Annotated in this window: 23 protein-coding genes, 3 tRNA genes and 2 pseudogenes; 23 read left to right on the forward strand and 5 right to left on the reverse strand. The window is 72.4% G+C overall.

Annotation, left to right across the window (positions count from 1 at the left end; genetic code table 11):
* Window positions 1–2 precede the first annotated feature (2 nt).
* Complete coding sequence (locus tag QRT03_RS05480; protein ID WP_286051498.1) at window positions 3–1,280, forward strand: cytochrome P450; 1,278 nt, start codon at window positions 3–5, stop codon at window positions 1,278–1,280.
* Here the strand turns inward: QRT03_RS05480 and QRT03_RS05485 are convergent.
* Entirely contained in the window at window positions 1,240–1,827 is a 588-nt protein-coding gene (locus tag QRT03_RS05485) for a TetR/AcrR family transcriptional regulator (protein WP_286051499.1), read from the reverse strand. The two genes, QRT03_RS05480 and QRT03_RS05485, sit on opposite strands and share 41 nt — an antisense overlap.
* A 107-nt stretch (window positions 1,828–1,934) precedes the next feature.
* Between QRT03_RS05485 and QRT03_RS05490 the strand changes: the two are divergent.
* A pseudogene (locus tag QRT03_RS05490) lies at window positions 1,935–3,482 on the forward strand (acyl-CoA synthetase).
* Complete coding sequence (locus QRT03_RS05495; protein WP_286051500.1) at window positions 3,479–4,294, forward strand: alpha/beta fold hydrolase; 816 nt, start codon at window positions 3,479–3,481, stop codon at window positions 4,292–4,294. The pseudogene QRT03_RS05490 and the gene QRT03_RS05495 overlap by 4 nt, the downstream one beginning before the upstream one ends.
* A 7-nt stretch (window positions 4,295–4,301) precedes the next feature.
* Here the strand turns inward: QRT03_RS05495 and QRT03_RS05500 are convergent, their stop codons facing one another.
* Window positions 4,302–5,138: an alpha/beta fold hydrolase gene (locus QRT03_RS05500; RefSeq protein ID WP_286051501.1), complete on the reverse strand. Its 837-nt coding sequence runs from the start codon at window positions 5,136–5,138 to the stop codon at window positions 4,302–4,304.
* Between the two features lie 165 nt (window positions 5,139–5,303).
* Between QRT03_RS05500 and QRT03_RS05505 the strand changes: the two genes are divergently transcribed.
* Window positions 5,304–5,471 carry a hypothetical protein gene (locus tag QRT03_RS05505; protein ID WP_286051502.1) on the forward strand — a complete coding sequence of 56 codons (168 nt, stop codon included), beginning with the start codon at window positions 5,304–5,306 and terminating at the stop codon, window positions 5,469–5,471.
* Here the strand turns inward: QRT03_RS05505 and QRT03_RS05510 are convergent.
* A complete protein-coding gene (locus tag QRT03_RS05510) occupies window positions 5,468–6,757 on the reverse strand; it encodes a competence/damage-inducible protein A (RefSeq protein ID WP_286051503.1) in 1,290 nt (429 codons plus the stop codon). The two genes, QRT03_RS05505 and QRT03_RS05510, sit on opposite strands and share 4 nt — an antisense overlap.
* Window positions 6,758–7,103: 346 nt before the next feature.
* On the opposite strand from QRT03_RS05510, the gene QRT03_RS05515 reads away from it, so the two are divergent.
* From QRT03_RS05515 to QRT03_RS05540, 6 genes are all read left to right on the forward strand, one after another.
* The gene (locus QRT03_RS05515) at window positions 7,104–9,164 is read left to right on the forward strand and encodes a putative bifunctional diguanylate cyclase/phosphodiesterase (protein WP_286051504.1); all 2,061 of its coding nucleotides are present in this window, start codon (window positions 7,104–7,106) and stop codon (window positions 9,162–9,164) included.
* Between the two features lie 14 nt (window positions 9,165–9,178).
* Window positions 9,179–9,251, forward strand: a tRNA-Thr gene (locus tag QRT03_RS05520).
* Window positions 9,252–9,300: 49 nt separating this feature from the next.
* Window positions 9,301–9,376 (forward strand) — tRNA-Met (locus QRT03_RS05525).
* A 40-nt stretch (window positions 9,377–9,416) separates the two neighbouring features.
* Complete coding sequence (gene rpmG / locus QRT03_RS05530; RefSeq protein ID WP_230756020.1) at window positions 9,417–9,581, forward strand: 50S ribosomal protein L33; 165 nt, start codon at window positions 9,417–9,419, stop codon at window positions 9,579–9,581.
* A 15-nt stretch (window positions 9,582–9,596) separates the two neighbouring features.
* Entirely contained in the window at window positions 9,597–10,046 is a 450-nt protein-coding gene (locus tag QRT03_RS05535) for an FAS1-like dehydratase domain-containing protein (RefSeq protein ID WP_286051505.1), read from the forward strand.
* Window positions 10,043–10,462, forward strand: a complete 420-nt coding sequence (locus tag QRT03_RS05540; RefSeq protein WP_286051506.1) for a MaoC/PaaZ C-terminal domain-containing protein — start codon at window positions 10,043–10,045, stop codon at window positions 10,460–10,462. Before QRT03_RS05535 ends, QRT03_RS05540 begins: the two co-directional genes overlap by 4 nt.
* 87 nt (window positions 10,463–10,549) lie before the next feature.
* Here the strand turns inward: QRT03_RS05540 and QRT03_RS05545 are convergent, their stop codons facing one another.
* Window positions 10,550–11,431, reverse strand: coding sequence for an SGNH/GDSL hydrolase family protein (locus QRT03_RS05545; protein WP_286051507.1), 882 nt, complete (start codon window positions 11,429–11,431; stop codon window positions 10,550–10,552).
* Between the two features lie 47 nt (window positions 11,432–11,478).
* Window positions 11,479–12,732: a pyridoxal phosphate-dependent aminotransferase gene (locus tag QRT03_RS05550; protein ID WP_286051508.1), complete on the reverse strand. Its 1,254-nt coding sequence runs from the start codon at window positions 12,730–12,732 to the stop codon at window positions 11,479–11,481.
* Window positions 12,733–12,920: 188 nt separating this feature from the next.
* Between QRT03_RS05550 and QRT03_RS05555 the strand changes: the two genes are divergently transcribed.
* From QRT03_RS05555 to QRT03_RS05615, 13 genes and pseudogenes are all read left to right on the forward strand, one after another.
* Window positions 12,921–12,993 (forward strand) — tRNA-Trp (locus QRT03_RS05555).
* An 81-nt stretch (window positions 12,994–13,074) separates the two neighbouring features.
* Entirely contained in the window at window positions 13,075–13,446 is a 372-nt protein-coding gene (gene secE, locus QRT03_RS05560; RefSeq protein WP_286051509.1) for a preprotein translocase subunit SecE, read from the forward strand.
* 115 nt (window positions 13,447–13,561) lie between these two features.
* Window positions 13,562–14,518 carry a transcription termination/antitermination protein NusG gene (gene nusG, locus QRT03_RS05565; protein ID WP_425604799.1) on the forward strand — a complete coding sequence of 319 codons (957 nt, stop codon included), beginning with the start codon at window positions 13,562–13,564 and terminating at the stop codon, window positions 14,516–14,518.
* Window positions 14,519–14,582: 64 nt separating this feature from the next.
* On the forward strand, window positions 14,583–15,017 hold the full coding sequence (rplK, locus tag QRT03_RS05570) for a 50S ribosomal protein L11 (protein WP_286051511.1): 435 nt from the start codon (window positions 14,583–14,585) through the stop codon (window positions 15,015–15,017).
* Window positions 15,018–15,096: 79 nt separating this feature from the next.
* Complete coding sequence (rplA, locus tag QRT03_RS05575; protein ID WP_286051512.1) at window positions 15,097–15,807, forward strand: 50S ribosomal protein L1; 711 nt, start codon at window positions 15,097–15,099, stop codon at window positions 15,805–15,807.
* A 334-nt stretch (window positions 15,808–16,141) separates the two neighbouring features.
* Entirely contained in the window at window positions 16,142–16,738 is a 597-nt protein-coding gene (gene rplJ / locus QRT03_RS05580) for a 50S ribosomal protein L10 (protein ID WP_286051513.1), read from the forward strand.
* 73 nt (window positions 16,739–16,811) lie between these two features.
* Window positions 16,812–17,201 (forward strand): 50S ribosomal protein L7/L12, encoded by a 390-nt coding sequence (gene rplL / locus QRT03_RS05585; RefSeq protein ID WP_286051514.1) that lies wholly within the window; start codon window positions 16,812–16,814, stop codon window positions 17,199–17,201.
* A 331-nt stretch (window positions 17,202–17,532) separates the two neighbouring features.
* Window positions 17,533–18,585, forward strand: a pseudogene (locus QRT03_RS05590) (ABC transporter ATP-binding protein); the annotation flags it as partial.
* Window positions 18,586–19,265: 680 nt separating this feature from the next.
* Window positions 19,266–20,060, forward strand: coding sequence for an MlaE family ABC transporter permease (locus QRT03_RS05595; protein WP_286051515.1), 795 nt, complete (start codon window positions 19,266–19,268; stop codon window positions 20,058–20,060).
* 51 nt (window positions 20,061–20,111) lie between these two features.
* Window positions 20,112–20,951 carry an MlaE family ABC transporter permease gene (locus tag QRT03_RS05600; RefSeq protein ID WP_286051516.1) on the forward strand — a complete coding sequence of 280 codons (840 nt, stop codon included), beginning with the start codon at window positions 20,112–20,114 and terminating at the stop codon, window positions 20,949–20,951.
* A complete protein-coding gene (locus QRT03_RS05605; RefSeq protein ID WP_286051517.1) occupies window positions 20,948–22,432 on the forward strand; it encodes an MCE family protein in 1,485 nt (494 codons plus the stop codon). Before QRT03_RS05600 ends, QRT03_RS05605 begins: the two co-directional genes overlap by 4 nt.
* On the forward strand, window positions 22,429–23,490 hold the full coding sequence (locus QRT03_RS05610; RefSeq protein ID WP_286051518.1) for an MCE family protein: 1,062 nt from the start codon (window positions 22,429–22,431) through the stop codon (window positions 23,488–23,490). The genes QRT03_RS05605 and QRT03_RS05610 overlap by 4 nt, the downstream gene beginning before the upstream one ends.
* Window positions 23,487–24,704, forward strand: coding sequence for an MCE family protein (locus tag QRT03_RS05615; RefSeq protein WP_345783234.1), 1,218 nt, complete (start codon window positions 23,487–23,489; stop codon window positions 24,702–24,704). The genes QRT03_RS05610 and QRT03_RS05615 overlap by 4 nt, the downstream gene beginning before the upstream one ends.
* Window positions 24,705–24,707: the final 3 nt, after the last annotated feature.

The following is a 24,707-nucleotide window of genomic DNA, read 5'->3' on the forward strand; positions in this document are numbered from 1 at the left end:
CGATGACCACCACCGAGCAGGCCCCCGAGAAGCCCGATCACGACCCCCTCGACCTGTCGTCGCTGGACTTCTGGTCGCGCTCCACCGCCGAGCGCGAGGAGACCTTCGCCGAACTGCGGGCCGAGCGGCCCGTCACGTGGCATCCGCCGGCCGAGGGTGTCCTGGGCCGCCCGGAGGGCGAGGGCGGCTTCTGGGCGGTCGTGCGACACGAGGACATCGCGTACGTCTCCAAGAACCCGAAGCTCTTCTGCTCCGGCCAGGGCGTGCAGTTCCAGGACGCGCCGCCGGAGCTGCTCGAGGCCAGCCAGTCGTTCCTCGCGATGGACTCGCCGCGGCACACGCAGCTGCGCAAGATCGTCGGGTCGGCGTTCACGCCGAAGCAGATCCGCACGCTCGAGAACCGGATCGCGCAGCGGGCGGACATGATCGTCGACGAGCTGCTCGAGCACGGGGACGGCGACTTCGTGCAACTCGTCTGCCGGCGACTCCCGATGTGGATGATCTACGACATGATGGGCCTGCCGGCCGAGCAGCAGGACGCGCTCGCCGAGGCCGCCGACCTGCTCGTCTCCGCCAACGACGCCGAGGTGCGCGCCGCGCACGGCGTGGACGACCCGGTGCAGCTCATGGGCCAGGCCCTGATGGCACTGCTGGGGCCCGGCCTCCAGGTCGCCGAGGAGCGCCGGAAGGACCCGCGCGACGACCTCATGACGAACCTCGTCCAGGCCGAGGTCGACGGACAGTCGCTCACCGACGACGAGATCGGTGCGTTCTTCGTGCTGCTCTCGGTGGCCGGCAACGACACGACGCGGAACACCATCGCGCACACCGCCGTCGCGCTGACCGAGTTCCGCGACGAGCGTCGTCGGCTCGCCGCGGACCTCGACGGCCTCCTGCCGACCGCGGTCGAGGAGATGGTGCGCTGGGCCTCGCCGGTGCTGACCTTCCGCCGGACCGCGGTCGAGGACACCGAGATCCGCGGGCAGCGGATCGCGGCGGGCGACAAGGTCGTCATGTTCTACGAGTCCGGCAACCGCGACACCGCGGTCTTCACCGACCCGCTGCGGCTCGACGTCGGGCGGGACCCGAACCCGCACCAGGGCTTCGGCGGCGGTGGCCCGCACTTCTGCATGGGCAACATGCTGGCCCGCACCCAGCTGCGGGAGATCTGGCGCCGGCTGCTCACAGTGGCCCCGGACTTCGAGGTCGGCGAGCCGGCCCGGCTGACGAGCAACTTCGTCAACGCGGTGAAGTCGCTGCCGATCCGGCTGAACCGCTGACCGGTCGCGCCGAGCTGCGCACGAGGACCTCGAACTGGTCGAGCTGGGCCGCGAGGTCGACCGGGGGCCCGGAGTGGTGCAGTTGCTGGTGTCCGACGAGCAGGCTGAGGCCCACCTCCGCGAGCGTCGCCGTCAGCTCCGCGTCGCCGATCAGCGGGCCGAGGACCTCCCGGAGCACCTCGCGGCGCCCGTCGTCCACCCGCTGCTGCGCGGCGGCGACCGCCTCGTCGGTCCCCGCCCAGCGCCGGATCGCGGTCTCGGCGGCGTGCGGCACGGTCACCGCGAGCCGCTTGGTGAGCTGGACGCGCTCGAGCGGATCGGGCTCGCGGCGCACGAGCGCGGCGACCCGGTGCACCTCCTCCTGCGCCCAGTGCTCGAGCAGGGCGGCGACGAAGCCGTCCCAGCTGCCGAAGTGGTGGTAGAAGCTGCCGCTGGTGACACCGACCTCCCGGCAGAGCCGCCCGATCCGGAGCGCGGGCAGCCCGGGCCCGGCGAGCAGCGCCATCGCGGCGGCGAAGAAGCGCTCGCGGGAGGCGGTGCGGGCCACGGCCTGTCCTCCTCCGCGCGACGGTCTCGACGCGGACCATAACGCACTATACGTTGTGCCCGGCCGTAGGCGACGTCGCCGCGGACGACCTTCGGAGGAGGAGCTGCGTGTATCCCGGGACCTACGCCGTGTCCGACCCGGAGCGGCCGGCCGTCGTCGTCGCCGAGACCGGCGAGACCCTCTCCTACGGCGAGCTGGACCGCGAGTCGACCCGCCTCGCCCGCGCCCTGCACGAGCAGGGTCTGCGTCGCGGTGACGTCGTCGCCATGCTCGCCGACAACACCCCCTGGGCCTTCGTCGTGTACTGGGCCGCGCAGCGCTCGGGTCTCTACATCACGGCGATCAACCACCACCTCGCGCCCGACGAGGCGGCCTACATCGTCGGCGACTGCGGTGCCCGGGTGCTGGTGGTCGCGGGGCAGCGGCCCACCCTGCGTGAGCTCGCCGTCGCCCTCGTCGACCGCACCCCCGGCGTCGAGCACCGGCTCGCGCTCGAGGGGGCGCTCGAGGGCCACGAGGACGGGGCGGCACTGCTCGCCGCCACATCCGCCGAGCCGCTCGCCGACCAGCCGCGGGGCGCGGACATGCTGTACTCCTCCGGCACGACGGGCCGGCCCAAGGGGATCAAGCCGTCCCTGCCGGAGCGACAGGTCGACGAGCCCGGCGACCTCATGCTCGCGGTGTTCGGCCGGCTCTACGGCTTCGACGAGGACACCGTCTACCTCTCCCCGGCGCCGGTCTACCACGCCGCGCCGCTGCGCTACTGCGGGATGATCCAGTCCACCGGCGGCACCGTCGTGATGATGCGGCGCTTCGACCCGGAGGCCGCCCTCGCGGCGATCGCGCGGTACCGCGTGACCCACGGTCAGTTCGTCCCGACGATGTTCGTGCGGATGCTCAAGCTGCCGCAGGAGACCCGGGACGCCTACGACGTCTCGAGCATCCGCGTCGCCGTGCACGCGGCCGCGCCGTGTCCGGTCGACGTCAAGCGGGCGATGATCGACTGGTGGGGCCCGGTGCTGCAGGAGTACTACGCCTCCACCGAGGCGAACGGTGTCGCCCTGATCGACTCGCCGACCTGGCTGGAGCACCCCGGCTCGGTCGGGCGCGCCGCGCTCGGCACGCTCCACATCTGTGACGACGACGGCCGCGAGGTGCCCACCGGCGACGTCGGCACGGTCTACTTCGAGCGCGACGAGGTCCCGTTCGCCTACCACAACGACGCGGAGAAGACGCGCGCCGCGTAGCACCCGGAGCACCCCACCTGGACGACGACGGGCGACCTCGGCCGCGTCGACTCCGAGGGCTTCCTGTACCTCACCGACCGCAAGAGCTTCATGATCATCTCGGGCGGGGTGAACATCTACCCGCAGGAGATCGAGGACGCCCTCGCGCTGCACCCGCGGGTCCTGGACGTGGCCGTCGTCGGGATCCCGGACGAGGACATGGGCGAGTCGGTCCTCGCCGTCGTCACGCCGGAGGGGGAGCCGTCGGACGCGCTGGCCGAGGAACTGCTGGAGCACCTGCGCGGCCGGATCGCGGGCTACAAGGTGCCGCGGCGCCTCGTGTTCGACGACGACCTGCCCCGCACGCCCACCGGGAAGCTCGTCAAGCACACGCTGCGCGAGCGCTACGGCGCGGCGGGGGTCGCGTGAGCGACGACGCCCACCGCGGCGGCTCGGGCACACCGCTCGTCCTGCTGCACGGCGCGTCGGTCTCCTGGCGCTCCTGGGACCCGGTGCTCCCCGCCCTCGAGCGCGAGCACCGCGTGTTCGCGCCCACGCTGCCCGGCCACCGGGGCGGACCGGCGTGGGACACCGCGCTCGGCCCGTTCACGATCGACCGCCTCGTCGACGGCGTGTGCGCCCAGCTGGACGCGGAGGGGATCGACACCGCCCACGTCGTCGGGAACTCGCTCGGCGGGTGGGTGGCCCTGGAGCTCGTCCGCCGCGGCCGCGCCCGCTCGGCGGTCGCGCTCTCCCCGGCCGGGGCCTGGCGCTCCGGCTGGGACCTGCGCCGGTTGCTGTGGACCTTCCGGGTCCTGCGGGTGGTCGCGCGCCCCGCGTTCGGCCCGGTGCTCGCGGCCCGACCGCGGCTGCGGCGGGCGCTGGTGCGGAAGACCATGGAGCACGGCGAGCGGCTCCCGCCGGAGCTGGTGCCCGACATGATCGCGGACGTGCGGGGATGCGACGTCCTGCTGCCGCTGCTCGACGCGGCCGTCGCCCACGGCTCCACCCGCGTGCTGCGCGACCTCCCGTGCCCGGTGCGGATCGCGTGGGCCGAACACGACCGCATGATCCCGTGGCGCTCCTACGGGGCCCCGATGCGCGACGTCGTCCCCGGGGCCGAGTTCGTGCGGCTGCCGGGCGTCGGCCACGTGCCGATGTGGGACGACCCGCAGCTCGTCGTGGACACGGTCCTCGGGGTCACGCGGGCCGTCGACGCGGGCGAGCGCGCCCTCGCCTGAGCGGGGATCAGCCCGCGAGGGCGGTCTGGCGCACCACCATCGCCGCCAGCTCGTCCGGGGCCTCGTCGGGAATCCAGTGCGACACCCCGGACAGCACCTCGAGGCGGTAGGGCGCCGTCACGAAGCGGGGGTTGTTCTCGACGGCGGCCCGGGTGATGAAGTCGTCTCCGTCGCTCCACACCTGCAGCGCGGGGCGCTGCACCGGCCGCGCGGTGTAGCCCGGCGAGGCCAGCGGCAGCGCCCGGTACCAGTTGAGGGGGCCGGTGATGTGCGCGGCGAGCGCCGCGGCGTCCCGGGCGGCATTGCCGGGCGTCGCGCCGGTCCGGCGCAGCATCGCGGCGAAGCGCCCCTCGTCGCCCAGCAGCAGCTCCGGCAGACGCGGCAGCTGGAACGCGCCCATGTACCAGGAGTGCGGCAGCTGCGGGCCGGCGTACATCGCCCGGAGGAACGCGGCCGGGTGCGGCACCGAGACACCGGTGACGGTGCGCACGAGCTCCGGCCGGTGCGCCGCCAGGGCCCACGCGACCACCGCCCCCCAGTCGTGCCCGACCACGTGGACCGATCCGGCACCGGACGATTCCACGAGCGCCGCGGCGTCGTCCACCAGGTTCTCGACCCGGTAGGCGCGGCGACCGCTCGGCCGGGCCCCCGGCGAGTAGCCCCGCTGGTCCGGGGCGAGGGTGCGCAGGCCGGCGTCGTGCAGGCGGGTGGCGACCGGGTCCCAGGAGACGGACGTCTGCGGGAAGCCGTGCAGCAGGAGCACCGTCTCGTCGGCGTCCTCCGGGCCGGCGTCGGTGACGTCGAACCGCAGCGATCCGTGCGTGAAGGCCGTGAGCCGGGGCATGGTCGGTCATCCTGCCGCAGGCCGGAGACGCAGCGCAGCGCAGCTCGACCCGCCAGAACGGTTCCGCGACACGTCCCCGAACGCACCCGTCCGACGGCGGCGTCACGTTACGGTCGCCCCGCGCGTCACCCGGGCGGGGTGCGCGACGACCGGCGGAAGGACCCGATGAACCCGCGAGTGCGACTCCTGATCATCCTGATCGTCGTCGCGGTCATCCTGTACTTCGTCATCGCCCAGCCGGACAACGCGGCGGCCCTGGTCCGGACGATCCTCGCCGCGATCGGCGACGCGATCAACCAGATCATCCGCTTCTTCCGGGGCCTGACGGCCTAGTCCACAGGGGACAGGATGCGCCGCACCAGGTGCATCGCGAGCACCACGGACCGCTCGCGGACGTCGCCCCGCGCGCCGGGCAGCACCGGGTCGCGCACGATCTCGGCGCCGTCGGCCGTGCGCACGCAGAAGCAGACGTAGCCGACCGGCTTCTCCTCGGTGCCCCCGCCCGGGCCCGCGACACCGCTGATCGCGACCGCGACGTCCACGCCGAAGGCGTCGATCGCACCGCGCGCCATGGCCTGCACGGCCTGCGTCGAGACCGCGCCGTGGGTGTCCAGGACCTCCTGCGGGACCCCGAGCAGGTGCGCCTTCGCCTCGTTCGAGTAGGAGACGATGCCGCCCTGGACGTGCGCGGAGGCCCCGGCCGGCTCGGTGAGCCGGCCGGCCAGCAGGCCGCCGGTGCAGGACTCCGCCGTGGCGATCGTGTGCCCCTCGAGGAGGTCGAAGAGGAGTTCGTCGATCGTCTGCCCCGTCCGGGAGAAGACCGCGGAGCCGTGCCGGGCGTCGATCTCGGACACGACGGCGTCGTGCGCGGCCGCGGCGGCCTCGTCCCCGGGACGCCGGCGCAGGTCGACCTCGAGGGCGAAGTCGCGCAGGCAGGTGGTGATCTCCAGGGGCGTGATATCGGTGCGCTCCCCGGCGGCCCGCAGGGTCGCCGCGATCTCGGACTCCGGCACCCCGAACAGCCGCAGGTGGGTCTCGGCGAACGGCTCGGTGCGGGCGAGCAGTGCCTGCATCGGCGCGGAGGCCACGGCGTCGTCCCACATGCCCTGGACCTCCCGTGGCGGGCCGGGGAGCACCAGCACGGTGGGGCGGAAGCCGTCCCCGGGCGGCACGGCCAGGCCGGGGGCGGTGCCGACCGGCGGGATGGCCGCGGCCCCGCGAGGCACCATGGCCTGCTTGCGGTTCGCGTCAGCGAGGGCATCGGCGTCCCAGCGCAGCCGGTCGGCGAAGCGGGCGATGATGTCGCCGACGACCTTCTCCATGTGCTCGTCGAGCTCGAGCGGACGACCGGTGAGGTCGGCGACGACGGCGGCGGTCAGGTCGTCGGCGGTCGGTCCGAGGCCGCCGCTGGTCACCACCAGGTCGAGATCGGCGAGGGACCGCAGCGCGGCCTCCATCTCCTCCGGCCGGTCGCCGACGAGGACGATCTCGACGACGTCGACGCCGAGCCCGCCGAGGCGCTCGGCGATCCACGGTCCGTTCGCGTCGCGCACCCGACCCGCCAGCAGCTCGCTCCCGGTGGCGACGATGCCCGCCGTGACCCGTGCTCCCACCGACATCGCCGGTCCTCCTCGTTCGTGCGCCGTCCCTGGCGTCCCCATCCCACCAGGGGAGGCGGCGATCCGCCGGACACCGGGGGCTCCGGCGTCACCACGTGTCCGGGAGGTTCCGGAGCGTCATAGCCTCCGGCCGGTTCGGGCCTCCGGCGGCGGGATTGCTCTCAATGGGTGATACAAGAGGGCACAATCCATTCAGGATTCTTGCGTAGAGTGAGCGGGTACCTGATGAGGTGACGACGGCGCGCCCCACGGTGGACGCGAGGACGGGGTGAACGCGGATGTCGGCTGCGACGACGCGGGTCCCCGTGCCCCCCGCGCCGCTCGACGGCCCCGGGAGGACCGGGCGGTGAGCGCCCTGGTCCTCACCGCCCTCGTCGTCGTCGTGGTCGCCGTCCTGGCGCTCGTCGTCGTGATCGCGATGCGTGCCGCGCGGCGCCGTCGCACGTCGGACCTACGCACCCTCGGTGCGGTCGGACGGGCCCTCGCGGCACACGCGAGTCGTCGCGGGACGGACGACGGACGGGCCGCGGCGCGCGCCGTGGCCGAGGCGCTGCGCCAGCGGTTCGACGCCCGCCGGGTGGTGATCGCGGTGGCCACGCTCGTCGAGCAGGTCGGGGTCCCGTTGCCGGACGACCTGCGCGCGGTCGACCTGGTCGCGCCCGACGAGGCCTTCCGCCCGGGCCGCGGTGCGTCGCGGTGGCACCGCCGCTCCGCGCCCGTCGCGGTCCGCAGCTGGATGCGGGCCCGCGGGACCGCCGAGATCCTCGTCGCCCCGGTGGCCGCCCCGGAGCTCTACGACGCGTCCGGCGAGGCGCAGCCGCCGGAGGTGGTGCGCTCCCGACGCGGGGTCATCGAGATCCACGAACCGGGTCGCGGCCGTCGGGGCGGGGGACGGCGCATGCCCGGGCGGTCGCGGGTGCGGGGCGAGCTCGCGCTGCTCGCCACCATCGCCCGCCAGGTCGGTGCGGAGGTCGAGAACACGCGGCTCGAGGCGAGGCTGCGGCGTGACGCGCACCGCGACCCGCTGACCGACCTGCTCAACCGCTCGGGCTTCCTCCAGGCGACGGCGCGCGAGCTGCACGCCGGCGGGGGCGCGGTGGCCGTCGTCTCCTTCGGGCTCATCGACCAGGTCAACGACACGCTCGGGCACGCCAGCGGGGAACAGTTCGTCACCCTGGCCGCCCGCCGGCTCGAGGCGGTCTGCGGGAGTGGCCGGGCCGCGAGCGTGGCTCCGGGGGCACGCCTCGCCGCGCGCCTCGAGGGCGACACGTTCGCCGTCGTCGTCGCGGACGTGGACCCGGAGACCGCCCACCGCAGTGCGATCGAGATGCGCGACCACCTGGTCCGGCCGCTCGTCGTGGAGGGCATCCCCTTCGAGGCGCCGGTGCTCGTGGGCGTCGCCGCCGCGGGCGTCCCGGGGCTCGCCGGCGAGCGCGACGGCCACGTCCTCGCCTCCCGGCTCCTCTCCCGCGCCGACATCGCCCTGTCCGCCGCGCGCGAGGGCAGCGGGCCCGTCCGGTGCTACGAGCCGAGCATGGGGGAGCGGGCCGACCGACGGCTCGCGCTGATCCGCGGCTTCGGACCCGCCGTCACCGACGGGCACCTGCGGGTGCACTACCAGCCGACGGTCTCGCTCGAGGGGCGCACCGTGCTCGGGGTGGAGGCGCTCGCCCGCTGGGAGCACCCGGAGCTGGGGGCCCTGCTGCCCGACGAGTTCGTCCCCGTCCTGGAGGCCACCGGGCAGATCGGGGGACTCACCGAGTTCGTGCTCGACGAGTCGCTCGCGGCGGCCCGGCGGTGGCACGACCGCGGCATGCGGCTGTCGGTGGCGGTGAACCTCTCGGTGGGCTCGCTCGACGACGGGTTCCCCGACCTCGTCGCCGCGGCCCTGGACCGGCACGGCGTGCCCGCCGAGCTGCTCATCCTCGAGGTGACCGAGAGCGGGGTGTCCGCGGAGCGGGAGTACGCGCTGCCGGCGCTGCGCCGCCTGCACGCCCTCGGGTGCCGGCTCGCGGTGGACGACTTCGGGACCGGACAGTCCTCGCTGGCCCACCTGCGCCGGCTCCCCGTCGACACGGTCAAGATCGACAAGAGCTTCGTGCTCGGCATGGGGACCGAGACCGGCGACGTCGCCGTCGTCCGCGCGATCGTGGAGATGGGACACACGCTCGGGCTGACCGTGGTCGCCGAGGGCGTGGAGAGCGCGGCGGTGCGGACCGCCCTGGCCGACATGGGCTGCGACGTGGCGCAGGGCTACCTGGTGTCCAAGCCCCTGCCGGCGGGGTGCCTGGAGCAGTGGCTGGACTCCCTCGCGGAGGCGGGGGGTGCCCCGCCGGGGGCCGAGGGAGGCCCTGTACGCTGGTCACCACCCACGGGGACGGCGCCCGGCACCACCGGAGCCGCCTGACCGGTGGCAGACTGGCCCCTTTAGCTCAGTCGGCAGAGCGTCTCCATGGTAAGGAGAAGGTCTACGGTTCGATTCCGTAAAGGGGCTCGGTGACGAGGAGGCCGGCGGGCTGGGTCCGCCGGTTTCGTCATGCCGTGGCGGTGTAGCTCAGGTGGCAGAGCAAACGGCTCATAATCGTTGTGTCGCCGGTTCAAGTCCGGCCACCGCTACCAGATCCGATGCAGTAGCAGTAGTTCTCGAAAGGACACTCCCATGGCCGCAACCGACGTGCGCCCGAAGATCACGCTCGCGTGCGAGGAGTGCAAGAACCGCAACTACATCACGCGCAAGAACCGGCGGAACGACCCCGACCGGCTCACGCTGAAGAAGTTCTGCCCGAACTGCGGCACGCACCGCGGGCACCGCGAGACCCGCTGACCGGAACGCCCCGCCGTGCCGCTGGACGCCTCCTTCGTCGGCCGGACCTGGCCGGCGCGGACCTACCGGGTCGGCGCCGAGAAGGTCCGTGAGTTCGCGCTGGCCGTCGGGGCCACCGATCCGGTGCACACCGACGCCGAGGCGGCCCGGGCCGCCGGGCACGCGGACGTCCTCGCGCCGCCGACCTTCCCGGTGGTCTTCACCTGGGAGGCGACGCGGGAGGTCGTCGACGACCCGGCGCTCGGGCTCGACTTCTCCCGTGTGGTGCACCGGGACCAGTCGTTCGAGCTGCACCGCCCGGTCGTGGCCGGTGACGTCCTGACGACCGTCGTGAGCGTCGCGGAGATCAAGGAACTGGCGGGCAACGACGTCGTCACCTTCCGGTGCGACGTCACCGATCCCGACGGGGAGCCGGTGCTGGTCAGCACGGCGACGCTCGTCGGACGGGCCGGGGAGGCGTCGTGAGTCTCCCCGCGGTCGCCGTCGGCGACGAGCTCGAGGGTCGGCCGGTCACCGTCACCCGCGCCGACCTGGTGCGCTACGCGGGCGCCTCGGGCGACCTCAACCCGATCCACTGGAACGAGCGCACCGCCACCGCGGTCGGCCTCCCCGGCGTCATCGCCCACGGGATGCTCACGATGGCCCTGGCCGCGCAGTTCGTGGCCGACTGGGCGGGCGACCCCGCCGCGGTCCGGTCCTTCTCCACCCGCTTCACCCGCCCCGTCGTCGTCCCGGACGACGACCAGGGCGCGACCGTCACGCTCGGCGCGACCGTCAAGGCCGTCGACGACGACGGCTCGGTGACCCTCGGGGTGACGGCCCTGGGCCCGGACGGCAAGGCCGTGCTGGGCAAGGCGCTCGCGGTCGTCCGCGCCCGCTGACGCGTCTCGCTCCCTTCCGATCGAACGGCACCCTCGCAGCTTCTATGCGCGCGAGAGTGCCGTTCGTTCGCTCCGGGGCGGCTCCGCTCACTCCGCCGCGGCGTCCGCCAGCGTCTCCACCACCGCGCGCGAGGTGGCCTCGGACCCGGCCGCGTTCGGGTGGAACGGGTAGGCCGGGGCGGTCGGCACCAGGCCCTCGACCCACTTCACGCCGGGTGCCTGGCAGAAGTCGTGGCCGACCGACGGGCCGGCGGTGTCCACCCAGGTCGCGTCGCCCGCCGCGGCCGAGCGCTCGAGGCGCGTGTTGAGCTCGGTGAGGATGCCGCGCAGGTAGGCGACGTCACCCGGCGCAATGGGCACGGCCGGGTAGCAGCCGAACCCGGACGCGGGCAGGACGGACGGGTAGCCGACCAGTGCGACCCGGGCCTCCGGCGCGCGCCGGTGCACCTCGCGCAGCACCCGGGCGAGCGTCGGGCCGAGGGCGGCGATCCGGGCCCGGAGCTGGTCGGTGCCGCCGGCGGTGTAGCGGTCCCGGCAGGGCGTCCCGACGGGGAGGGCGGAGAGGCACGTCCGCACGATCTCGGCGAAGCCGATGTCGTTGCCGCCGATCCCGATCGTCACCAGCGCGGTGTCCCGGGTCAGCGCCGAGAACTGCGGCGGGTTGGTGCCCGCGTTCGTGCGCTGGGCGGTCCGGAACCCGTCGGTGGTCGCCCCGGAACAGCTCACGTCCGTGAGCGGGACGCCGAGCCGCTCCGCGACGAGGTGCGGGTAGTTCGTGACCGAGCGCAGACAGCCGATCGGGCTCCCGGCGTTCGTCCCGGTCAGCGGGGCCGAGGTGTAGGAGTCACCGAGGGCGACGTAGGGCCCGGTGGGTGGGCCGCCCTCCTGGGCGGAGGCCACCCCACCGCCCGCGAGGACGAGCCCCGTGACGACGCACCCGACCAGCATCGACCGCCACGTCCGCCGCACCCACGCTCCACCCGTCGTCCCGAACCGCTGCCGGGACCGAGGATCTCTCAGGACATCTCGGCGAGGAGATCGCCCATCCGGCTGACTCCGGCCCGGAGGTCGTCGTCGCCCAGGGCGTACGAGAGCCGGAAGTACCCCGGCGTCCCGAAGGCCTCGCCCGGGACGACCGCCACCTCGGCGTGCTCGAGGATCGCGGCGGCGAGGTCGACGGAGGTCTTCGGCCGCTCGCCGCGCAGCTCCTTGCCGAGCAGGCCCTGCACGTCGGCGTACACGTAGAAGGCGCCCTTCGGCGTGGGGCACTCGACCCCGTCGATGGCGGAGAGCATCTCCACGATGGTGCGCCGGCGGCGGTCGAACGCCGCGCGCATCTCCTCGACCGCGTCCAGCGGGCCGGAGACGGCGGCCAGGGCCGCTCGCTGTGCGACGTTGCAGACGTTGGAGGTGACGTGCGACTGCATGTTCGCGGCCGCCTTGATGACGTCGGCCGGCCCGATCAGCCAGCCCACGCGCCACCCGGTCATCGCGTAGGTCTTCGCGACCCCGTTCACCACGATGCAGCGGTCGGCGAGCTCGGGCACGGCCACCGGCATCGAGACGTGCTCGGCGCCGTCGTAGACCAGGTGCTCGTAGATCTCGTCGGCGATCACCCAGATGCCGTGCTCGACGGCCCAGCGCCCGACGGCCTCGACGAGCTCGCGGGGGGCGACCGCGCCCGTCGGGTTCGACGGCGAGCACCACAGCAGCACCTTGGTGCGCGGGGTCCGCTTCGCCTCGAGCGCCTCGACGGTGGGCAGGAAGCCGGTCGAGGCGTCGGTGTCGACCTGCACCGGGTCCCCGCCGGCCATCCGCGCGGCCTCCGGGTAGGTGGTCCAGAACGGCGCGGGGAGCAGGACCTCGTCGCCCGGGTCGACGATCGTCGCGAAGGCCTCGAAGACCGCCTGCTTCCCGCCGTTGGTGATCAGCACCTGGGACGCGGCGACCTCCCAGCCGGAGTCGCGCAGCGTCTTCGCGGCCACGGCCTCGCGCAGCTCGGGCAGGCCACCCGCCGGGGTGTAGCGGTGGTTCTTCGGGTCGCTGCACGCGGCGACCGCGGCGTCGACGACCGGCTGCGGCGTGGGGAAGTCCGGCTCGCCCGCACCGAACCCGATCACCGGCCGGCCGGCGGCCTTGAGGGCCTTCGCCTTCGCATCCACGGCCAGCGTCGCCGACTCCGCGATCCCGCCGATGCGCTCGGAGATGCGACGGTCGGTGGCGGCGGGAGCGAGGCCTCCGGAGGACGACGAGGACGTGACTGCGGTCATGTCATGGGATTCTCCCACCCGCGCCGCGTCGGACCCCGGGCAGGTCGCCGGGACCGGCAGGGGGAGCCGGGAACCCCGTCGACGGGGTGCCGTAGCATGGTGTGCACAGGGCGATGAGTCCTCGGTTCGGCGTGCGTGCGCACCCGGGTCGGGTCCTCCTCGCCCGGCGGCTCCCGACGGGCCGCCACAGGGGCGTAGCTCAATTGGCAGAGCAGCGGTCTCCAAAACCGCAGGTTGCAGGTTCAAGTCCTGTCGCCCCTGCAGCGCGACCGTGCAGGATCGAGGACGGCGCCCCGCGACCCGCAGGTCGGTCCGCGGGAGGCCCGGGGTGAGGACGGAACAGTGAGCGAGGACCGCAGCGGCCGTGGGGCCGACCGGCCCGACGGCGACGACGCGCGTCCCACCACCGCCGCGGGTCGTCGTCGTCGTGCCGGCGACGGCGGGGACACCTCCTCGGGCTCGTCGGTCGCCACCAAGGGCTCGCCGACCCCGTCGCGGGACGGCCGCCCGTCCGGGTCCGAGGGCAACGTCCTGCAGCGGCTGCGCCGGTTCCTGCGGGAGGTCGTCGCCGAGCTGCGGAAGGTCCACTGGCCCACGCGTCGGCAGATCGTCGTGTACACGGTGGTGGTCCTGGTCTTCGTGGCCTTCATGGTCACGCTGGTGGGCCTGCTGGACGTCGGTTTCCAGAAGCTGACGTTCACGCTGTTCGGCTGATCGCACGCCGGCACGTCCCGTGCGGTCCACCGCCGCGCACCCGAAGGAAGTGAGACGAGAAGTGACCTCCGCAGATGTCCCCGCCACCGGGCCCGAGGGCGGCGAGCCCGAGCTCGTGGGCGAGTCCCGCACACGTGGCGTGATCGTGCGCGAGGGCTCGGACCTGAGCACCGAGGAGGCCCCGGCGACCCTCGACGACGCCGAGGTCGCCCGCGCCGCCGCGCAGGCCCGCGAGGAGTCCGACGCGGATGCCGAGGACACCGATCCCGAGCACGACCCCGAGGCCGACCTGGCCGCCGCCCGCGAGGCGCTCGGCGGCCCGACCGGCGACGGGGACGACGAGCCGGAGGATCAGGCCGTCACCACGGCCGACGAGACCGCGGTGGGCGCCGAGGGTGCCCCGGCGGAGGAGCCCGTCGCCGAGGTCGAGCCCGACGAGCCCGAGGACCCGGTCCAGGCCCTCAAGGACTCGCTGCGCCTGGCGCCCGGCGACTGGTACGTCGTGCACTCCTACGCCGGCTACGAGAACAAGGTGAAGACCAACCTCGAGACGCGCGTGCAGACGCTCGACGTCGAGGACTTCATCTTCCAGGTCGAGGTGCCCACCGAGGAGGTCACCGAGATCAAGAACGGCCAGCGCAAGCAGGTCCAGCGCAAGGTCCTGCCCGGCTACATCCTCGTGCGGATGGACCTCAACGACGCCTCGTGGAGCGCGGTGCGCAACACGCCCGGCGTCACCGGGTTCGTCGGGGCGACGTCGCGGCCCTCGCCGCTGACCCTCGACGAGGTCGTGAAGTTCCTGCTGCCGCGCCAGGAGGCCCCGGCGAAGAAGGCCAAGGGCGGCGCCGACGGGACGTCCGGGACGTCCGCGGCCGCCGCGAGCGGGCCGGCGCCGGTCGAGGTCGACTTCGAGGTCGGCGAGTCGGTCACCGTCATGGACGGGCCGTTCGCGACGCTGCCGGCGAGCATCTCCGAGGTCAACGTCGACGCCCAGAAGGTCAAGGTCCTGGTGTCGATCTTCGGCCGCGAGACCCCGGTGGAGCTGGGCTTCAACCAGGTGTCGAAGATTTGAGTCGTCCTCCCGGAGTCCGGTCCGGGAGGCGAGCCCCGATGAAGAACGTGAGGAAGTCCTAGGGATGCCCCCGAAGAAGAGGCGACTGTCCGCAGTCGTCAAGCTGCAGATCAAGGCGGGCGCGGCGACGCCCGCGCCGCCGGTCGGCCCCGCGCTGGGTCAGCACGGCGTCAACATCATGGAGTTCTGCAAGGCCTACAACGCCGCCACCGAGGCGCAGCGCGGGCAGGTCGTGCCGGTCGAGATCTCGATCTACGAGGACCGCTCCTTCACCTTCGCGCTCAAGACCCCGCCGGCCGCGAAACTGCTGCTCGCCGCCGCCGGGATCCAGTCCGGCAGCGCGACGCCGCACACCAAGAAGGTCGGCTCGGTGACCGACGCCCAGGTCCGCGAGATCGCGCAGACCAAGATGGCGGACCTGAACGCGAACGACCTCGACCAGGCCGCGAAGATCATCGCCGGGACCGCCCGGTCGATGGGCCTGACCGTCTCCGGCTGAGAGCACTCACCGGCAGACCGTGGGAGGGCGTGCGCCGCCCGTCACCACACCTGATCCACTCACCACGAAGGAACAGCGAATGAAGCGCAGCAAGGCCTACCGCCAGGCCGCCGAGCTCATCGACGAGGAGCGGCTCTACGCGCCGCTCGAGGCCGTCGAGCTCGCGAAGAAGACGTCGAACACGAAGATGGACGCGACCGTCGAGGTCGCGATGCGTCTCGGGGTCGACCCCCGCAAGGCCGACCAGATGGTCCGCGGCACGATCAACCTGCCGCACGGCACCGGCAAGACCGCCCGCGTCATCGTGTTCGCCACCGGCGACAAGGCGACCGAGGCCGAGAACGCCGGCGCCGACGTCGTCGGGTCCGACGACCTGATCGAGCGCATCCAGGGCGGGTGGCTCGAGTTCGACGCCGCCGTCGCCGCGCCGGACCAGATGGCCAAGGTCGGCCGCGTCGCCCGCATCCTCGGCCCGCGCGGTCTGATGCCGAACCCGAAGACCGGCACGGTCACCCCGGACGTGGCCCGCGCCGTCTCGGACATCAAGGGCGGCAAGGTCAACTTCCGCGTGGACAAGCAGGCGAACCTGCACCTGGTCATCGGCAAGGCCAGCTTCGACGCCGAGAAGCTCGTCGAGAACTACGGGGCCGCCCTCGACGAGATCCTCCGGGCGAAGCCGGCCGCCGCCAAGGGTCGCTACGTCAAGAAGGTCACCGTGACGACGACGATGGGCCCGGGCATCCCGGTCGACCCGAACCGCACGCGCAACCTGGCCTCGACCGAGGCCTGACCGACCGCGCACCACGGCCCGGGACACCCCGCTCGACGGAGTGTCCCGGGCCGTCGCGTATCCTGGCCACGACAGCCCGGCGGATCCGTCCGCCGGTATCGTCACCGAGTTCCACCCGAGACCGCTGGTCTCCTCCCCCTCCTCCGGGTGGGGAAGGACGAAGGTCCGCTCGTCGGACGGCCCGCGCAGGAGGACGAGGCAGCGATGCGCCGCGGGCCCCGGCCCGTGCCACCTCATCGAGCCCCGTGCGCCTGCGCACGGGGCTCCCGTCGTTTCCGGGCCCGTCGTTCTCGGGAGAACCGTCCGTACGCCCGAGTGAGGAGAGGAGGCGCGGATGGCTGAACGTGCACCGGCCGCCGACAAGGTGGCCGCCGTCGCCGAGATCACCGCGGAGTTCCGCGACGCCTCGGCCATGGTCGTGACCGAGTACCGGGGCCTGTCGATGAAGCAGATCACGCAGCTGCGTCGATCGCTGGGCTCCGACGTGACCTACGCCGTCGCGAAGAACACCCTGGTCAAGCGGGCTGCCGCCGAGGCCGGGGTCGAGGGGCTGGACGACCTGCTCGTCGGCCCGACGGCGATCGCGTTCGTGTCCGGGGAGCCCGTCGACGCCGCCAAGGCGCTGCGGGAGTTCCAGAAGGACAACAAGGCCCTCGTCGTCAAGGGCGGCTACATGGAGGGGCGTCCCCTCTCCGCCGCCGAGATCGACAAGCTGGCCGACCTCGAGAGCCGCGAGGTCCTGCTGGCGAAGCTCGCGGGAGCCATGAAGGGCAACCTCGCGAAGGCCGCCGGCCTGTTCAACGCCCCGGCCTCGCAGATCGCCCGGCTCGCCGCGGCCCTGCAGGAGAAGCGGGCCGCCGAGGGCAGCGGGAGCACCGAGGAGGCCGTCGCCGCGGTCGAGTCGGCCGACGCCGCCGCTGCCGACGCCTGACGGGTCGACCCCGACCCACCCACCAGCCCGCCCGGTCGCACACCGGGCGTCGTACGAGGAAGGAACCGCCACCATGGCGAAGCTGTCCACCGACGAGCTGCTCGACGCCTTCAAGGAGATGACGCTCCTCGAGCTCTCGGAGTTCGTGAAGCAGTTCGAGGAGACCTTCGAGGTCACCGCGGCCGCCCCGGTCGCCGCGGCCGCCGCCCCGGCCGCCGGCGGTGCCGCCGCGCCGGCCGAGGAGGAGAAGGACGAGTTCAACGTCGTCCTCGAGGCCGCCGGCGACAAGAAGATCCAGGTCATCAAGGTCGTCCGCGAGGTCGTCTCGGGCCTGGGCCTCAAGGAGGCCAAGGAGCTCGTCGAGAGCGCCCCGAAGCCGATCGTCGAGGGTGCCACCAAGGAGGCCGCCGAGGCCGCCAAGGCGAAGCTCGAGGAGGCCGGCGCCAAGGTCAGCCTGACCTGATCCGGCGCTGACCGCGTCTCCCTGAGGAGGCGCTGCACGACCGCCACGACGGGGCGGGGTCCATCCGGACCCCGCCCCGTCGTCGTCTCCTGGACCGTTCGGAGCAGCAATCCGGACCATCGGCTCACCCGTTCGCCCAGGGCCGGCCTCCTCCGTACGCAGGGGTATCCCTCCCGGGTGACGGGGGTTACCCGTCCAGTAACCTCCCCTGGCACCCGTCGTTGTCGATGTGATGCCCGACTCCTCGGGCCGTCGCGCCGAGACCGGGCGCACAGCTCGAGTCGGTCCGTCGCGGACGGCGAGGTCGGACACCAGGCCGGGAGGAAGTTCCATGGGTGGCGTCGAGGTCGGGATCAAGAACCTCTCGAAGTCGTTCGGCAGCTCGAACATCTGGTCCGACGTGACGCTGACGCTGCCGGCGGGCGAGGTCAGTGTCCTGCTCGGTCCGTCGGGAACCGGTAAGTCGGTCCTGCTGAAGTCGATCATCGGGCTTCTGAAGCCGGAGAAGGGCTCGATCTTCATCCACGACACCGACCTCGTGCGGTGCTCGGAGTCGAAGCTCTACGAGATCCGGAAGCTGTTCGGGGTGCTGTTCCAGGACGGCGCGCTGTTCGGGTCGATGAACCTCTACGACAACATCGCGTTCCCGCTGCGCGAGCACACCCGCAAGGGCGAGTCCGAGATCAAGGACATCGTCATGGAGAAGCTCGACCTGGTCGGGCTCGGCGGCGCGGAGGACAAGCTCCCCGGCGAGATCTCCGGCGGGATGAAGAAGCGCGCCGGCCTCGCCCGCGCGCTGGTGCTCGACCCGGAGATCATCCTGGTCGACGAGCCCGACTCCGGCCTGGACCCGGTGCGCACGGCGTACCTCAACCAGCTGATCGTCGACCTGAACACCCAGCTCGACGCGACGATCCTGATCGTCACCCACCACCTGGGCACGGCCCGGTCGCTCCCGGACAACATCGGGATGCTGTTCCGCCGCAACCTGGTGATGTTCGGCCCGCGCGAGGTGCTGCTGACCTCCGAGGAGCCCGTGGTCCAGCAGTTCCTGCAGGGCCGCCGCATCGGTCCCATCGGGATGTCCGAGGAGAAGGACACCGCCCAGATGGAAGCCGAGATGGAGGAGCTCAAGAAGCAGGGCGGCTCGGCGGAGTCCGAGGAGTCGTTCATCGACCCGCAGCTGCTGCCGACCGAGGGGCTCGGCGAGCGCAAGGCGACCCAGCGCCGCAAGGACCGGGTCATGCAGATCCTCCACACCCTCCCGGAGAAGGCGCAGTCGGCCATCCTCGAGTCGCTGACCGAGGAGGACATGGAGCGCTACGGGATCTCGCGCGACCAGGACCGCACCGAGCTCATCGAGGTCACCCGGGACAACCCTCCGGAGGACGCCGACCCGTTCGGGTACCAGGCGATGGAGGAGAACCAGACCGAGTCGATGACCGAGGGGTCGCCGGCGGAGTCCGGTGGCGAGCCCGGCTCGGGCGACCCGGACGGCGACCCGGAGGCCCGCAAGGCCCCGCCGGAGCCGCCGGAGTCCGACGAGCCGCTCGTGGGTGTCCCGGTCGACGACTACGCCGGCGGCACGGTCGTGCTCCCGCAGGCCGGCGAGCACACCAAGGACGAGGACGAGAAGTCCGACGAGGGCGGCAACGCGCCCGAGGACGCGTCCGGTTCCGGCTCGGAGGCGTCGGAGACGGCGGCCGACGAGACGCGGACCGACCCCGGTAACGACACCGGGACCACCGAGGACTCCGACGAGCAGCGCACCGAGCAGATCCCGGTGGCGCAGGACGGCGGGTCCTCGGGCGGCTCCGGCGCGACCGGTGAGGACGACGGGCCCACCCAGCTCGTCGCGACGCAGCCGGCCGGGTCCGACCGGGGCGAGGAGCGGTCCGGGTGGGCGGCTCCCGCGGCCACCGACGGGTCCGGGCAGGAGCAGTCCGCGGCCGATCAGCTCGCCGGCGGCGCGAACCCGCAGAACCCCCAGCCGCAGCAGCAGGGCGGCCAGGGACACCGGCGCTCCGAGGGCGGCCTGCGGCGCCTGTTCCGGCGGGGCGACTCGTGACGTCGCGGATCACGGCCGGGCGCTTCCCGGGCGCCGGGGCCCTCTCCGCGACGGGCAAGCTCTTCGCCCTCGGTCTGGACATCTTCGTCGGCATCTTCCAGCGGCCGTTCCAGACGAAGGAGTTCATCGAGCAGTGCTGGTTCATCTCGCGGGTGTGCATCCTGCCCGCGGCGCTGGTCTCGATCTCCTTCGGTTCGGTCATCTCGCTGCAGCTGGGCTCGCTGATCCGGCAGTTCGGTGCCCAGTCGTTCTCCGGCGCGGCCAGCACCCTGGCCGTCATCCAGCAGGCCGCCCCCGTCATCTGCGCCCTGCTGGTGGCGGGCGCGGGCGGGTCGGCGGTCTGCGCGGACCTCGGCGCCCGCACCATCCGTGAGGAGATCGACGCGATGGAGGTGCTGGGCATCAACCCCATCCAGCGCCTCGTCGTCCCCCGCGTCCTCGCCGCGATGCTCGTGTCGGCCCTGCTGTTCGGCCTGGTCTCGATCGTCGGCGTCGCCGGCGGCTACTACTTCAACGTGGTCCTGCAGGGCGTCACCCCGGGCGCCTACATCCAGGGCTTCTCGGCACTCTCGAAGCCCAGCGACCTGCTGGTCGGCTTCATCAAGGCGGTCCTGTTCGGCCTCGCGGCCGGGGTCGTCGCGGCCTACCGGGGGCTGAACCCCTCGGGCGGGCCGAAGGGCGTGGGGGACGCGGTCAACCAGGCCGTCGTCATCACGTTCATCCTGCTGTTCGCGATCAACGTGATCGTGACCGCCGTGTACCTGAACCTCGTCCCACCGAACAAGTTCTAGGCACGGACCCCTCATGCGGCTCGCTCCCCACACGGCCGGAGACACACACCGATGGCAGTGATCACGCGTCGCGCCCGCGCGCTCGTGGACGCCCCCCTGGGGGTCCTCGACACGATGGGGGACCAGGCGGCGTTCTTCGCGAAGACGATCGGCTGGATCCCCCGCACCCTGCGTCGCTACAAGCGCGAGGTGCTGCGCCTGCTCACCGAGGTGGCCTTCGGGTCGGGTGCCCTGGCGCTGATCGGCGGCACGGTCGTCATCGTCGCGACCCTGACGTTCTTCACCGGCTCCGTGGTCGGGCTGCAGAGCTACTCGGCCCTGAACCAGATCGGTACCTCGGCGTTCTCCGGCTTCGTCACCGCGTACTTCAACACCCGTGAGGTGGCGCCGCTGGTCGGCGCGCTCGCCCTGTCCGCGACCGTCGGCGCCGGGTTCACCGCGCAGCTCGGCGCGCAGCGGGTGTCCGAGGAGATCGACGCGCTCGAGGTCATGGCGGTGCCGTCGCTGCCCTTCCTGGTGACCTCGCGGGTGATCGCCGGCTTCATCGCCGTCATCCCGCTCTACGTCATCGGGCTGGTCGCGTCGTACCTGGCCTCACGGCTGCTGGTGACGAACTTCTACACCCAGTCGTCGGGCACCTACGACCACTACTTCAACCTGTTCCTGCCGCCCGAGGACGTCGTCTACTCGTTCGCCAAGGTCCTCGTCTTCGCCTTCGCGATCATCCTGATCCACTGCTACTACGGCTACAACGCCGGCGGCGGCCCCGCCGGCGTGGGCGTGGCCGTCGGGAACGCGGTGCGGAACTCCATCGTCGTCTTCACCGTCCTGGACAACCTGTTGACGCTCGCGATCTGGGGCACCACGACGTCGATCCGGATCGCCGGATGACCGCCCCCACGAAGGACCTCCGCCCGCCGCTCTCGTCGACCCGCCGGCGCCTCTACGGCCTCGCGCTGCTGCTGATCATGGCGCTGGTCGTCGGGCTGTGCATCGCGCAGTTCAACAAGGTGTTCAAGCCGGTCGACATGGTCACGCTCCAGACCGACACCGTCGGCAACCAGCTCTCCAAGCAGGGCGACGTCAAGGTGCGCGGCGTCATCGTCGGCGAGATCAAGTCCGTCGAGTCGGACGGTCAGAAGGCCACCGTCCAGATGGCGATGGACCCCGACGCGCTCACCGCGATCCCGAGCAACGTGACCGCCCGCCTGATTCCCAAGACCCTGTTCGGCGAGCGCTTCGTGTCGCTGGAGATCCCGCAGGCCCCGTCCCCGCGGCGCCTGCAGGACGGCGACCTCATCGGCCAGGACCGGTCGCAGAACGCCGTCGAGACCGAGCAGGTGCTGAACAACCTGCTCCCGGTGATCCAGGCGGTCGAACCGCAGAAGCTCTCCGACACCTTGGGCGCGATCTCGCAGGCCCTGTCCGGACGAGGCCAGCAGACCGGCGCGACGCTGGTGCAGCTCAACCAGTTCCTCACCGGGATCAACCCGTCGCTGCCCGACCTCATCAACGACCTGCGCCTGCTCGCGCCGACCGCGGACATCTACAACGCCGCGCTGCCGGACCTGCTCTCCGCGCTGGACAACCTGGTCACGACGAGCCGGACGCTGGTCGAGGAGCGGGCCGCGTTCGAGTCGACGTTCCGCACCGTCACCTCCGCCTCCGACGTCACGACGACGTTCCTGGCGGCCAACCGCGCGAACATCATCGAGCTGTCCGCGCGCTCGTACCCGGTGCTCGACCTCCTGCGCCGGTACAGCCCCGAGTTCCCCTGCCTGTTCCAGCAGCTCACGGACGTCACCCCCAAGATCAACGAGGTCCTGGCGCCGGACACCGGCATCAAGATCGCGGCGGAGATCGTCATCGACCGCGGGAAGTACGTGCCCAGCGACGCCCCGGCCTACCGGGACAAGCGCGGCCCGCGCTGCTACATCGTCAACGGCAAGGCGCCGCAGTACCCGCCGGGCGGCCCGTTCGCCGACGGGTCGTTCGCCCCGCCCGCGGCCAGCAACGCGGGCATGGACGTCACCGGCGGCGACAACGGCGGCATCCAGACCCGCCAGGCCCCGCCCGGGACGGCCGTCTCGCCCGGCAACACCTCCGGCAACACCGCGACGGACGGGACCGGCGCCTCCGGCGCCACGCAGGCTCCCGCCGCCGACGCCCCGGCCGAGACCGAGGGCCAGGGCGCCGCGCGGGTCGACGCCGCGAACATCGGCCTGCCGAACACGCCCAATTCACCCGAGGAGCGGAGCCTGGTGACCGAGCTGACCGGGATGCAGATGGGTGTCGCCCCGGCGCAGGTGCCCGCGTTCGCCCCGTACCTCACCGCCGCCACGATGCGCGGCACGACGGTGGAGCTCGGATGAGGGGCGTCGTCGCACCGCTGGTCAAGCTGGCGATCTTCGCGATCGTCACCGTCCTGTCGGTGGTCCTGCTCCTGGGGACGATCCAGAACAACTTCTTCGCCTCGACGCAGGAGTACAAGGCCCGCTTCACCGACGCGTCCGGCCTGATCGCCGGCAGCGACGTCCGCATCGCGGGTGTCCGGGTCGGCCGGGTCACCGACGTGCAGGTGGTCGACCGGTCCGTCGCCGAGGTCTCCTTCGACGTCGACGAGGCCCGCAAGCTCCCGACCGGGGCGCGGTTCGCGATCAAGTACCAGAACCTCGTCGGCCAGCGGTACCTGGAGATCCAGCGCGGCAACGGGCCGATGAACCAGTTCCTCGCGCCGGGTGACACGGTCCCGGTGACGCAGACCCAGCCGCCGCTGAACCTCACGGTGGTGTTCAACGGCTTCAAGCCGTTGTTCCAGGCGCTGAGCCCGGACGACGTGAACAAGCTGTCGTTCGAGATCATCCAGGTGCTGCAGGGCGAGAGCGGCAACATCAACCAGCTGCTCGCCAGCACCGCATCGCTGACCTCGACGATCGCCGACCGCGACGCCGTGATCGGCCGCGTCATCAACAACCTGAACCTGACGCTCGACACCGTCAACGCCCGCGACGACAAGCTCTCCAGCCTCATCGTCTCGTTGCAGCAGCTCGTCAGCGGGCTCGCGCAGGACCGCGTCGCGATCGGGTCGACGCTGCAGCCGATCGCGGACCTCACGCAGGTCACGGCGGGCTTCCTGGCCGACGCCCGGCCGCCGCTCCGGGACGACATCGTCAAGCTCGGCCAGGAGGCCGACATCCTCAACCGCAACCGGGGCCTCGTGGAGAACGCCTTGCGGAATATCCCGCAGAAGGCCAACAACTTCGGCCGGGCCGGCAGCTACGGGTCCTGGTTCAACTTCTACCTGTGCTCGGCGGGCGTCCAGATCGACACCTCGCTGCCCGGGCCGATCCAGCTCCCGCTACCGAACCCGATCTCGATCAGCCTGCCGCCGGGCCCGCCGATCAGCCGCACGGATCGGTGCAGCGCATGAACCGGATGAAGCCGTTCCGCAAGCGGAACCCGATCATCATCGGGGCGGTGAGCCTGCTCGTCCTCGTGCTGCTCATCCTCGCCTCGCTGAACATCCGCGACCTGCCCCTCATCGGGCAGGGGGCGACCTACACCGCGCGGTTCGGCGAGGCCGCGGGCGTGCAGCCCGACGACGACGTCCGCGTCGCCGGCATCCGGGTCGGCACCGTCACCGACGTCGCGCTCGACGGGAACGACGTGGTCATCTCGTTCAAGGCGCCGGACGCCTGGATCGGCGACCAGACCCGGGCCTCGATCGAGATAAAGACGCTGCTCGGGCAGAAGTACATCGCGCTCGACCCCGAGGGCGGCGAAGCGCTGAACCCGGACGTGGCCATCCCGCGGAGCCGCACGACGGCACCGTTCGACGTCATCCAGGCGTTCTCCGACCTGACGACGACGGTGGAGGGGCTGAACACCGACCAGCTCGGCACCAGCCTCGACACGCTGTCGCAGACCCTCGACGGGGCCTCCGGGCCGATCCGTCCGGCCCTCGACGGGCTCTCCCGGCTCTCCCGAACGATCTCCTCCCGGGACCAGGAGCTGGCGAAGCTGCTGGCCAACACGCGGGCGACCACCCAGGTGCTGGCCGACCGCAACCGGGACGTCGAGCTCCTCATCCAGAACGGGAACCTGCTCCTCGGGGAGCTGCGCAGCCGCAAGGCCGCGATCGACGACCTGCTCAACGGCACGATCGCGTTGTCGAACCAGTTGCGCGGCCTGGTCGCGGACAACCGGGCGACGCTCGGCCCGACGCTGGACAGCCTGAACGGCGTCCTCACGACGCTGCAGGCGAACTCGGCGAACCTCGAGAACGGCATACGCTTGCTGGCGCCGTTCGTCCGGGTCTTCGCGAACGTCGTCGGCAACGGCCGCTGGTTCGACGCCTACATCTGCAACCTCGACCCGCCGCTCGACGTGGACTGCAACACCGGCGACACCGCGGCCCAGCAGGCCTTCGCCCAGCAGCTCCTCGGGCTGCTCAACCCCAACGCGGGTGCGGTCGGCAACGCCGTGAACCAGCTCGGGGGGCCGCTGCTGCAGGCCGGCCAGGCGGCGGGGCTCGACCTGAACACGCTGTTCCCGGGCGGCGTCCCGCTCATCAACCCCGCCGCGATCGGACAGGCGCAGGCGGCCAGACCGACGGCTCCGCAGCCGACCCAGGGAGGGGGCTGACCC

The sequence above is a fragment of the Actinomycetospora termitidis genome, assembly GCF_030286555.1.
GTDB lineage: Bacteria > Actinomycetota > Actinomycetes > Mycobacteriales > Pseudonocardiaceae > Actinomycetospora > Actinomycetospora termitidis.

Coding starts and splice junctions, on each gene's coding strand:
- QRT03_RS05480 (WP_286051498.1), top strand. CDS start 3: ATGACCACCACCGAGCAGGCCCCCGAGAAGCCCGATCACGACCCCCTC.
- QRT03_RS05500 (WP_286051501.1), bottom strand. CDS start 5,138: ATGCCCCGGCTCACGGCCTTCACGCACGGATCGCTGCGGTTCGACGTC.
- QRT03_RS05505 (WP_286051502.1), top strand. CDS start 5,304: ATGAACCCGCGAGTGCGACTCCTGATCATCCTGATCGTCGTCGCGGTC.
- QRT03_RS05510 (WP_286051503.1), bottom strand. CDS start 6,757: ATGTCGGTGGGAGCACGGGTCACGGCGGGCATCGTCGCCACCGGGAGC.
- rpmG (WP_230756020.1), top strand. CDS start 9,417: ATGGCCGCAACCGACGTGCGCCCGAAGATCACGCTCGCGTGCGAGGAG.
- QRT03_RS05550 (WP_286051508.1), bottom strand. CDS start 12,732: ATGACCGCAGTCACGTCCTCGTCGTCCTCCGGAGGCCTCGCTCCCGCC.
- rplK (WP_286051511.1), top strand. CDS start 14,583: ATGCCCCCGAAGAAGAGGCGACTGTCCGCAGTCGTCAAGCTGCAGATC.
- rplA (WP_286051512.1), top strand. CDS start 15,097: ATGAAGCGCAGCAAGGCCTACCGCCAGGCCGCCGAGCTCATCGACGAG.
- rplJ (WP_286051513.1), top strand. CDS start 16,142: ATGGCTGAACGTGCACCGGCCGCCGACAAGGTGGCCGCCGTCGCCGAG.
- rplL (WP_286051514.1), top strand. CDS start 16,812: ATGGCGAAGCTGTCCACCGACGAGCTGCTCGACGCCTTCAAGGAGATG.
- QRT03_RS05600 (WP_286051516.1), top strand. CDS start 20,112: ATGGCAGTGATCACGCGTCGCGCCCGCGCGCTCGTGGACGCCCCCCTG.
- QRT03_RS05605 (WP_286051517.1), top strand. CDS start 20,948: ATGACCGCCCCCACGAAGGACCTCCGCCCGCCGCTCTCGTCGACCCGC.
- QRT03_RS05610 (WP_286051518.1), top strand. CDS start 22,429: ATGAGGGGCGTCGTCGCACCGCTGGTCAAGCTGGCGATCTTCGCGATC.
- QRT03_RS05615 (WP_345783234.1), top strand. CDS start 23,487: ATGAACCGGATGAAGCCGTTCCGCAAGCGGAACCCGATCATCATCGGG.